Raw genomic sequence first — 10,491 nt, 5'->3', positions numbered from 1 at the left:
GGCATCTGCGCACCGCCCTTGAGGCCGCCGCAGGTTGACGGCCGCCGCAGGTTGAGGCCCGCCACAAGCGCTGGGCAAAGCCGCAAGCGCTGGGCAAAGCGGACGCGCGCATAACGCCGTCGGGGCGGCACCCGTGAAGGGTGCCGCCCCGACGTCCTGGACGGTTCGACCGACCGGCGAATGATCCGCCGATCAGAAGTCCATGTCACCGCCCGGCATGCCGCCCGGAGCGCCCGCCGCGGCGGCCTTCTCCGGCTTGTCGGCGATGACGGCCTCGGTGGTCAGGAACAGCGCGGCGATCGACGCGGCGTTCTGCAGCGCGGAGCGCGTGACCTTGGCCGGGTCGATGATGCCCTCGGCGATCAGGTCGACGTACTCGCCGGTCGCGGCGTTGAGGCCGTGGCCCGGGGTCAGGTTGCGGACCTTCTCCACCACGACGCCGCCCTCGAGGCCGGCGTTGACCGCGATCTGCTTCAGCGGGGCCTCGAGCGCCAGACGCACGGCCTGGGCACCGGTGGCCTCGTCGCCCTCGAGCTCGAGCTTCTCGAACACGGAGACGGTCTGCAGCAGGGCGACGCCACCACCGGCGACGATGCCCTCCTCCACGGCGGCCTTGGCGTTGCGCACCGCGTCCTCGATGCGGTGCTTGCGCTCCTTGAGCTCGACCTCGGTCGCGGCACCGGCCTTGATGACGGCGACGCCGCCGGCCAGCTTCGCGAGGCGCTCCTGGAGCTTCTCGCGGTCGTAGTCCGAGTCCGAGGACTCGATCTCGGCGCGGATCTGGTTGACCCGGCCCTGCACCTGCTCGGGGTCGCCGGCGCCGTCCACGATGGTGGTCTCGTCCTTGGTGACGGTGACCTTGCGGGCGCGGCCGAGCAGGTCGATCGTCGCATTCTCCAGCTTGAGACCGACCTCCTCGGAGATGACGGTGCCACCGGTGAGGATGGCGATGTCGCCGAGCATGGCCTTACGGCGGTCACCGAAGCCCGGGGCCTTGACGGCGACGGACTTGAAGGTGCCACGGATCTTGTTGACGACCAGGGTCGCCAGGGCCTCGCCCTCGACGTCCTCGGCGATGATCAGCAGCGGCTTGCCCGACTGCATGACCTTCTCCAGCAGCGGAAGGAGGTCCTTCACGCTGGAGATCTTCGAGTTGACGATCAGGATGTACGGGTCGTCGAGCGACGCCTCCATACGCTCCATGTCCGTCGCGAAGTACGGGGAGATGTAGCCCTTGTCGAAGCGCATGCCCTCGGTGAGCTCGAGTTCGAGCCCGAAGGTCTGCGACTCCTCGACGGTGATGACACCTTCCTTGCCGACCTTGTCCATCGCCTCGGCGATGAGCTCGCCGATCTGGGTGTCGGCGGCGGAGATGGAGGCGGTGGAGGCGATCTGCTCCTTGGTCTCCACGTCCTTGGCCTGCTCGAGCAGCTGGGCGGAGACGGCCTCGACGGCCTTCTCGATGCCGCGCTTGAGAGCCATCGGGTTGGCGCCCGCGGCTACGTTGCGGAGGCCTTCCTTGACCAGCGCCTGGGCGAGGACGGTCGCGGTCGTCGTGCCGTCACCGGCGACGTCGTCCGTCTTCTTCGCGACCTCCTTGACCAGCTCGGCGCCGATCTTCTCGTACGGGTCCTCGAGCTCGATCTCCTTGGCGATGGACACACCATCGTTGGTGATCGTGGGGGCGCCCCACTTCTTCTCGAGGACGACGTTACGGCCCTTGGGGCCGAGGGTGACCTTGACGGCGTCGGCGAGCTGGTTCATCCCGCGCTCGAGGCCGCGCCGCGCCTCCTCGTCGAACGCGATGATCTTGGCCATGTGAAGTGGTCCTCCCAAGACGGGGTGGATTGCTCCGGACCGCGCTGGCGCCCGCGACGGACGGCCTGCCGGCCGTACGGTTCCTTGCCCCGTACTGCCGGGCGGGCCTCACCGACCCGGTCCTTCTGTCACTCTCAACGTCAGAGTGCTAACGCCAATGATTAGCACTCGACCCCTATGAGTGCAAGCGCCCGAAGGCGTCGTTGAGGGGTGGCGGTCGGGCGACGGGTGGGCGCAAGCGCCCGGTCAAGGGGGTACAGAAGGCAAGGGAGCGCAGGGCAGGGCGCGTACGCCGAAGGGCCCGTACCCCCAAGGGGGCACAGGCCCTTCGACACTTCAGTCAGCTGCCTCGCGTCGGCGCGTCAGCCTACGGCCACGCGGACCATGTCCGCCTGCGGGCCCTTCTGGCCCTGCGAGATCTCGAACTCGACCCGCTGGCCTTCCTCGAGGGTGCGGTAACCGTCCATCTGGATCGCGCTGTAGTGGACGAACACGTCCGCACCACCGTCGACCGCGATGAAGCCGTACCCCTTCTCCGCGTTGAACCACTTGACGGTGCCCTGAGCCATTCCTAACTCCCCTATTACTGGCCCTTGCGCAGGACCGCACTCCGCGGACCCGGGTCAGACCTCACCCTCCGGTCATGGAGGGTGTGCGCCGGAACGCGTCGACCGCCGCTGAATGTATCCGTCCCAACGCCCTCTGCAACAGGTCAATCGGACGAGAATTCTGGGCATGGCCGATCGGTAAAAAGTGAAGAATTCCCGTGAAGTTCGGGCAAGCCGGGCCGGGCATAGAGCACTAACCCGACAAATCGCGCTCACACTTTGCGCACAAGTTGACGAGTTCTCATATGCGGGTCCGACGGCGGGGCCATGGGAGAAGCGGGGCAACTGTATCGCGATTCCACACACGGAATCGCCCCGTCCGTTTCTCCCCGGACGGGGCGATTCCAAAGGTGAGGGGGTGATCGGAGGTCAGCAGCCGCCCGCGACCGCCGGGATGATCGAGACCCCGGCGCCGTCCGGCGTGGCCGTGCCCAGGCCGTCGGCGAACCGGACGTCGTCGTCGTTGACGTAGACGTTGACGAAGCGGCGCAGCTTGCCGGTGTCATCCAGGACGCGGGCCGAGATCCCCTGGTGGTTCTTCTCCAGGTCTTCCAGGACCTCGGCGAGGGTCGCGCCCTCGGCGCTGACCTCGGCCTGACCGCCGGTGTAGGTGCGCAGGATGGTCGGGATTCGGACGTTGACGCTCATACGAGGCCAGCCTCTCGGAACGAGTCAAGGGTGGGGCGGATGATGGCGGAGGGCCCGGTGGTGGGGGCCACCGCGTCGAGAGTCTTGAGGCCGTCACCGGTGTTGAGGACGACGGTGGTGAGGGTCGGGTCGAGGAGCCCGTCCTCGATCAGCTTCTTCGTCACGCCGACCGTCACCCCGCCCGCGGTCTCCGCGAAGATCCCCTCGGTGCGGGCCAGCAGCTTGATCGCGTCGACGATCTGCTCGTCGTTGACGTCCTCCACGGCGCCGCCGGTGCGGCGCGCGATGTCGAGGACGTACGGGCCGTCCGCCGGGTTGCCGATGGCGAGCGACTTGGCGATGGTCTGCGGCTTCTGCGGCCGTACGACGTCATGGCCCGCCTTGAAGGCGGCGGAGACCGGGGAGCAGCCCTCGGCCTGGGCGCCGAAGATCTTGTACGGCTTGTCCTCGACCAGACCGAGCGCGATGAGCTCCTTCAGCCCCTTGTCGATCTTGGTGAGCTGGGAGCCCGAGGCGATCGGGATGACGATCTGGTCCGGCAGCCGCCAGCCGAGCTGCTCGCAGATCTCGTACGCCAGGGTCTTGGACCCCTCGCCGTAGTACGGACGCAGGTTGACGTTGACGAAGCCCCAGCCCTCGCCCGCGGGGTCGCCGATCAGCTCGCTGCAGAAGCGGTTGACGTCGTCGTACGTGCCCTCGATGCCGACCAGTTCGCCGCCGTAGACGGCCGCCATCACGACCTTGCCCGCCTCCAGGTCGTGTGGGATGAAGACGCAGGAGCGGAATCCCGCACGGGCGGCCGCGGCGCCGACCGCGCCGGCGAGGTTGCCGGTGGAGGAGCAGGAGAGGGTGGTGAAGCCGAAGGCGCGGGCGGCCTGGACGGCGATGGCGACGACCCGGTCCTTGAAGGAGTGAGTGGGGTTGCCGGAGTCGTCCTTGATGTGCAGCTCGCCCGTGACACCGAGCTCACGGGCGAGGTTGTCGGCCTTGACCAGCTGGGTGAAGCCGGGGTTCAGACTGGGCGTGGCCGCGACGTCCGCCGGAACCGGCAGGAGGGGGGCGTAGCGCCAGATGTTGTCCGGACCGGTCTCGATCTGCCGGCGCAGCCCCTCCGGGTCGCCGCTCGGCAGGTCGTACGCGACCTCGAGCGGCCCGAAACACGCCTCGCACGCGAAGATCGGGCCGAGGTCGAAACGCTCACCGCACTCACGGCAGGACAGGGCGACGGCGGGGCCGAAAGGGGTGGAGAAGCCGGAAGTGCCGGAAGTGCCGGAGGCGGCGGAAGAAGTGGTTGAGCTTTCTACAGATTGCACAGCCATGGAGGCGAGGCCCTTTCTCCTCATCTTCCTCGGGACGCATTTCGCCACGAGCCGGAATTGGCACCTTCCCGAGCTGGGAGCCCCGCTGCGAAAGCAGGACCAGCTGGAGGGTTGCCGGGGCTTCAACGGGCCGTTCCCTCTGCCCCTCTGGATGAGCGGTATGGCCGCGGGCCGAGCCCGGGCATTTATGCGCACTATGACCCCCGACATACGACGGTGACGTGCGTTGTTCAAGACTGTAACCGAAGGCCCTGATGGTTGAGGTAGCCGTCCGAACCGCGAGATGGATCACAGCAGGGAGAGATACAGGTGCTGGATGAGGTGGAGCGCTGGCTGGAGCACCGCTCCTGGTCCGCCGACGACCGTCCGCTGGACCGCCTGCTGGCCGCGAAGCGCGACACGGCGACGACCGTGAGCGTCGTGCTGCCCGCCCTGAACGAGGAGGCGACGGTCGGCGAGATCGCCGGGGCGATCCGCCGCGAGCTGATGAGCGAGGCGGCGCCGCTCGTCGATGAGCTGGTGGTGCTGGACTCCGGTTCGACGGACCGTACGGCCGAGGTCGCCGCGGCGGCGGGCGCGACCGTCGTACACCGCGACTCGCTGCTGCCCCGGCTGCCCGCGCTGCCCGGCAAGGGCGAGGTGCTGTGGCGGTCGCTGCTGGCCACGAGCGGCGAGATCGTCTGTTTCATCGACGCCGACCTGCGGGAATTCAATCCGCGCTTTGTCTCGGGGATCGTCGGCCCGCTGCTGACCGACCCCGGGGTGCAGCTGGTCAAGGGCATGTACGACCGGCCGCTCGGCGAAGCCGTGGGCCAGGGCGGACGCGTCACCGAGCTGGTCGCGCGGCCGCTGCTGAATCTGCACTGGCCACAGCTGGCCGGTTTCGTCCAGCCGCTGGGCGGCGAGTACGCGGCGCGCCGCTCCCTGCTGGAGCGGCTGCCCTTCCCGGTCGGCTACGGGGTCGAGCTGGGGCTGCTGGTCGACGCGCTGCACACGGTCGGGCTCGACGCCCTCGCCCAGGTGGACATCGGGGTACGCAAACACCGCCACCAGGACGGACAGGCGCTCGGCCGGATGGCGGCGGCGATCTACCGCACCGCACAGCTGCGGCTGGCGCGCGGCCACTTGGTGCGGCCGCGGCTGACCCAGTTCGACCGGGGCGAGCACGGCTTCGAGCCGCGGACGACGGCCGTGGACACGGAGGAGCGGCCGCCGATGATCGAGATCCCGGAGTACGAGGCGCGGCGGGCGGCGTAGCGGGGCGGTAGCGCTTACGGGGCAACAAACCGCACATGCCGGATGCCCAGCGCACAGAGCACAGAGCACAGAGCACGGCGGGCGGCGGGCGGCGGGCGGGGCGTCGCTCCTACGGAGGCAACAAACCGCACGTATGTTTGCGCGGCGCGCCACATGGCTAGGCTCGCGACATGGGAGCGCCGCGCACCGCACAGATCCTCGTCGCGTCCAACCGCGGCCCGGTTTCGTACGCGCTGGGCGAAGACGGCTCGCTCACCGCCAAGCGCGGCGGCGGCGGGCTGGTCTCCGGTCTCAGCGCGATCGGCCCCGACGCGGGCGCGGTGTGGGTATGCGCCGCGCTCGGGGACGGCGACCGCGAGGCCGCCCGGCGCGCCGAGCGCGGCCACCTGAGCACCGCGGACACGGGCGGGCAGCAGGTGCGGATGCTGGACATCGCACCCGAGGTCTTCGCCGCCGCGTACAACGGCATCGCCAACTCGGTGCTGTGGTTCGTCCATCATCTGCTCTACCAGACCCCCGTCGAGCCGGTCTTCGACGCGGAGTTCGGCGCCCAGTGGGCGGCATACGAGACGTACAACGCGGCCTTCGCCGACGCGCTCGCCGAGGAGGCGGCCGAAGGCGCCGTCGTGCTGGTGCAGGACTACCACCTGGCGCTGGTGCCGGGGATACTCCGCGAGCGCCGGCCCGATCTGCGGATCGGCCACTTCTCGCACACCCCCTGGGCGCCGCCGGACTACTACCGGCTGCTGCCGGACACGGTGGCGGCGCAGGTGCTGCGCGGCATCCTGGGCGGCGACCGCGCCGCGTTTCTCACCGAGCGCTGGGCCACGGCCTTCGCCGACTGCTGCGCGGCGGTGCTGGGCGCGGAGGTCGTACGCGAGGGCGGCGGCGCGGCGACGGCGGTGCGGTTCGAGGGGCGCGAGACCCTGCTCGGGGTGCATGGCCTGGGCGCGGACGCGGAGTTCCTGCGGCAGCGGTCGCGGCAGGCGGATGTCGACGAGCGGCTGACGAACCTGCGGGCGCAGATCGGGCCCGGTCGGAAGTCGATCGTCCGGGTGGACCGCACCGAGCTGTCCAAGAACATCGTCCGGGGGCTGCTGGCGTACCGGCGGCTGCTGGAGACCCACCCCGAGTGGCGCGAGCGCGTGGTCCATGTGGCCTTCGCCTACCCCTCCCGCCAGGACCTCACGGTCTACCGCGACTACACCGAGCGGGTGCGGTTGATCGCGGACGAGATCAACGCGGAGTACGGCACGGAGGGCTGGCAGCCGGTCGCCCTGCATGTGAAGGACGACTTCGCGCGCTCCCTCGCGGCCTACCGGCTGGCCGACGTGGCGCTGGTCAACCCGATCCGGGACGGCATGAACCTCGTGGCGAAGGAGGTGCCGGTCGTCTCCGAGCAGGGGTGCGCGCTGGTGCTGTCGCGAGAGGCCGGCGCGTACGCGGAGCTGGGCGAGGACGCGCTGGTGGTCAACCCGTACGACGTCGAGGCGACGGCCGAGGCGCTGCACGAGGCGCTGCGGATGGGCGACGGGGAGCGGGCGGAGCGTACGAAGCGGCTGGCGGCCGCGGCGACCGCGCTGCCGCCGCAGGCGTGGTTCCTGGCGCAGTTGCGGGCGCTGGAGGCGTAAGCGCGCCGGCGGCGTGGCGCTAGTGCTCTGACCGGGAAGGTTCACCGGGTTGCTGTTCGCGGCCGAGGCTGCTGAGGCGGTTGGATGTGGAGACACTCGATCCAGCAAGGTGGAGGCGCAGTGGCAGAGCCCGTTCGCGTGCGCAGGCTGACCGACCAGGAGGGGCAGAGGCTGCAGCAGATCGTGCGCCGGGGCAGCACCAGCTCGGTGCGATATCGGCGGGCGATGATGCTGCTGGCCTCGGCCGGCGGGAACCGGGTGCCGGTGATCGCCCAGCTGGTGCAGGCCGACGAGGACACCGTCCGGGATGTCATCCACCGGTTCAACGAGATCGGCCTGGCCTGCCTGGACCCTCAGTGGGCGGGAGGCCGTCCCCGCCAACTCAGCGATGACGACAAGGACTTCGTCATCGCGACGGCCACCACCCGCCCGCGCAAACTCGGCGAGCCCTTCACCCGCTGGTCCCTCCGCAAACTCTGCGCTTACCTGCGCACAGTCCACGGCCGGGTGATCCGCATCGGCCGCGAGGCCCTGCGCTGCCTGCTCGCCCGATGCGGCATCACCTTCCAGCGCACCAAGACCTGGAAGGAATCCACCGACCCCGACCGCGACGCCAAACTCGACCGCATCGAGCACGTCCTGGAGCACTTCCCGGACCGGGTCTTCGCGTTCGACGAGTTCGGGCCGCTCGGTATCCGCCCCACCGGCGGATCCTGCTGGGCCAGGCAGGGCAAGTCCGACCGCGTCCCGGCGACCTACCACCGCACCCACGGCGTCACCTACTTCCACGGCTGCTATTCGATCGGCGCGACACCCTCTGGGGCGTCAACCACCGCCACAAGGGCGCCGCCCAGTCCCTGGCCGCGCTGAAGTCGATCCGGAAGGCCCGTCCGGACGGCGCCCCGATCTACGTGATCATGGACAACCTCTCCGCGCACAAGGGAGCGAAGATCCGCGCCTGGGCGAAGAAGCACAAGGTCGAGTTGTGCTTCACCCCGACCGCCTCCTGGGCCAACCCGATCGAGGCGCACTTCGGACCGTTACGGCAGTTCACTCTCGCCAACTCGAACCATCCGAACCACACCGTCCAGACCCGTGAGCTGCAGGCCTACCTGCGCTGGCGCAACGCCAACGCCCGCCACCCCGACGTCCTCGCCGCCCAGCGCCGCGAGCGTGCCCGCATCCGCAGCGAGAAGGGCACCCGCTGGGGAGGACGCCCCCTCACCACCGCAGCCTGACTCCTCCCGGCGCTGCGGTCACAGCGGCAGACAGCCGGGCCGTCGATCACTTGACATGTACGGCGATGGTCCGTGCGCACTCCATCGACTCGGCATGCGCGGTGTCCACCTCCAGGTCATAGGCCACGCCCTGGTGGACCACATCCGCCTGGGACGCGGCCATCCCGGTGATCCGATCGCCTCGTGCGACCTCACGGCCTGCGGCAACCGCACCGTCACACCTGACGCCGACCCACAGCACTCGCAGTTCGCCCAAAGCTTTCTGCCATCGCTGCTGTGAGTCCGCTCCGCCGAGGAAGACCTCATCGACGATGACCCGGGCGCCCGCACGGGCCATCGCGGCGACGCCCTCGATCCATGCCGCTTCCAGCGTTCGGAACTCCGGCCCGACGATCACCTCTCCGTCCGGAGCGAACTCGATCCCGCCATCCGACGCCTGCAAGGACGCTGGCATCGCCTCAACCAGCGTGTCTGTCCCGAGGGCCAGCCACGGATCCGGCAGGACTGCCTGCAGACACCGAACGATCCCGGACTTCCCGGAGCTGGAACCACCGTTGAGAACGATCACCTGAGTCATCACCGCGCCACAGTAGAAGCACCAGGGCAACGCTCGAAACGGATTTCCACGAACCCTGCACCGCCTGCCACAACCCGGTGAACCTTCCCGGTCAGAGCACTAGCGCCGGCGGCGTGGCCCGCGCTAGCGCCGATGGCGTGGCCCGCGCTAGCGCTTTGCTGCCTCCGCCAGCTCCTCCGCCAACGCCTCCAGCAGGGCCACCACGCCCGCCGGGCCGGCAGATCAGCCAGCCGCTGCCTCCGCCAACGCCTCCAGCAGGCTCACCACGCCCGCCGGGCCGTCGACCACCAGATCCGCTCGCTGCGCGAGCTCCGTCACCTCCGTACTACCGCTGCACACCAGCACGCCCGGGACGCCCTCCTCCCGCAGCTTCTCCACCGCCGCGAACGCGGCCAGATCGCCGAGGTCGTCGCCCGCGTAGAGCACGGCTTCCGCGCCCAACTGCCGTACGTACTCCGTGAGCGCGACGCCCTTGTCCATGCCCGGCGGGCGCAGCTCCAGCACCAGACGGCCCGGTTCGACGATCAGGCCGTGGCGCTCGGCCAGGGCGTAGAGCGGGGCGCGCAGCTGTTCGAAGGCGGCCTGGGGGTCGTCGGCGCGGCGGGTGTGGACGGCTACGGCGCGGCCCTTGTCCTCGATCCAGGTGCCGCGCCAGGCGCCGTTCGCCTCCAGGACGGCCGGGAGTTCGGCCTTCACGGCGGCGATACCGGGGTGCGGTTCGGGGGCCTGGAAGGCGCCGCTCGCCGCCTCCCAGCGCTCGGCGCCGTAGATGCCGAGGACGACGAGCCGGTCCAGTCCCTCGACCCCGGCGAAGCCGCCGTACCGCACCGCGACCTCGGCCGGGCGGCCGGTGATCACCGCGACGGAGTGCAGCAGCGGGGCGAGGGCGGAGAGGGCCGGGACGGCGCCGGGGTGGGCGCGGGCCTGGTCGGGGTCGGGGACGATCTCGGCGAGCGTGCCGTCGAAGTCGAGCCCGACGACGGCGCGGCCGGGCCGTTCGAGGAGGGCCGCGAGGCCCTCGCGGCCGGCGGCTGTGGTGGGTACAGGAAGGGGGTGGCTGCCCATGTCGGTGACCCTACCGGCACCGTCAACAAAGCCTCGGCCGTCGACAGACCTTCAGACAGACCTTCAGCGCGGCCGACGTGTCAGCGCCGCTCACGCCACACAGCACACACAAACCCCAGCCCCGCCCCGGGCCGGCCACCCGCCTTCAGCCAGCCACCGACCCCGGCCCCAGCGCCGCCCACGCCACACAGCACACACAAACCCCAGCCCCGCCCCGGGTCGGCCACCCGCCTCCAGCCAGCCACCGACCCCGGCCCCAGCGCCGCCCACGCCACACAGCACACACAAACCCCAGCCCCGCCCCGGGTCGGCCACCCGCCTCCAGCCAGC

The 10,491-nt window shown here is 70.2% G+C and carries 8 protein-coding genes, 1 pseudogene and 1 riboswitch; of the genes and pseudogenes, 3 read left to right on the top strand and 6 right to left on the bottom strand.

Features of this window, described 5'->3' with window-relative positions:
* Positions 1–192: 192 nt before the first annotated feature.
* The 4 genes from groL to thrC all read right to left on the bottom strand — a co-directional run bounded on the left by groL (position 193) and on the right by thrC (position 4,393).
* Entirely contained in the window at positions 193–1,818 is a 1,626-nt protein-coding gene (gene groL / locus ABZS71_RS21135) for a chaperonin GroEL (RefSeq protein WP_355842081.1), read from the bottom strand.
* A gap of 362 nt (positions 1,819–2,180) precedes the next feature.
* On the bottom strand, positions 2,181–2,387 hold the full coding sequence (locus tag ABZS71_RS21130; protein WP_009716982.1) for a cold-shock protein: 207 nt from the start codon (positions 2,385–2,387) through the stop codon (positions 2,181–2,183).
* A gap of 408 nt (positions 2,388–2,795) precedes the next feature.
* Complete coding sequence (locus tag ABZS71_RS21125; RefSeq protein ID WP_355842077.1) at positions 2,796–3,074, bottom strand: MoaD/ThiS family protein; 279 nt, start codon at positions 3,072–3,074, stop codon at positions 2,796–2,798.
* Complete coding sequence (gene thrC / locus ABZS71_RS21120) at positions 3,071–4,393, bottom strand: threonine synthase (RefSeq protein WP_356212251.1); 1,323 nt, start codon at positions 4,391–4,393, stop codon at positions 3,071–3,073. Before thrC ends, ABZS71_RS21125 begins: the two co-directional genes overlap by 4 nt.
* A gap of 17 nt (positions 4,394–4,410) precedes the next feature.
* Positions 4,411–4,551, bottom strand: a riboswitch (SAM riboswitch).
* 151 nt (positions 4,552–4,702) lie between these two features.
* Here thrC and ABZS71_RS21115 point away from each other — a divergent pair.
* The 3 genes and pseudogenes from ABZS71_RS21115 to ABZS71_RS21105 all read left to right on the top strand — a co-directional run bounded on the left by ABZS71_RS21115 (position 4,703) and on the right by ABZS71_RS21105 (position 8,519).
* Positions 4,703–5,650: a glucosyl-3-phosphoglycerate synthase gene (locus ABZS71_RS21115; RefSeq protein WP_355842071.1), complete on the top strand. Its 948-nt coding sequence runs from the start codon at positions 4,703–4,705 to the stop codon at positions 5,648–5,650.
* 170 nt (positions 5,651–5,820) lie between these two features.
* The gene (locus ABZS71_RS21110) at positions 5,821–7,281 is read left to right on the top strand and encodes a trehalose-6-phosphate synthase (RefSeq protein WP_356212249.1); all 1,461 of its coding nucleotides are present in this window, start codon (positions 5,821–5,823) and stop codon (positions 7,279–7,281) included.
* Positions 7,282–7,401: 120 nt separating this feature from the next.
* Positions 7,402–8,519 (top strand): annotated as a pseudogene (locus ABZS71_RS21105) (IS630 family transposase).
* Positions 8,520–8,565: 46 nt separating this feature from the next.
* Here ABZS71_RS21105 and cpt read toward each other — a convergent pair.
* Positions 8,566–9,096, bottom strand: coding sequence for a chloramphenicol phosphotransferase CPT (gene cpt, locus ABZS71_RS21100; RefSeq protein WP_356212247.1), 531 nt, complete (start codon positions 9,094–9,096; stop codon positions 8,566–8,568).
* A 222-nt stretch (positions 9,097–9,318) separates the two neighbouring features.
* The gene (gene otsB, locus ABZS71_RS21095; RefSeq protein WP_356212245.1) at positions 9,319–10,161 is read right to left on the bottom strand and encodes a trehalose-phosphatase; all 843 of its coding nucleotides are present in this window, start codon (positions 10,159–10,161) and stop codon (positions 9,319–9,321) included.
* Positions 10,162–10,491: the final 330 nt, after the last annotated feature.

Origin of the sequence: Streptomyces sp. NPDC005393 (genome assembly GCF_040606675.1) — a bacterium.
Classification (GTDB): Bacteria; Actinomycetota; Actinomycetes; order Streptomycetales; family Streptomycetaceae; genus Streptomyces.
Note: the sequence above shows the minus strand (reverse complement) of the source record. Positions and strands in the feature narration are given on the sequence as shown.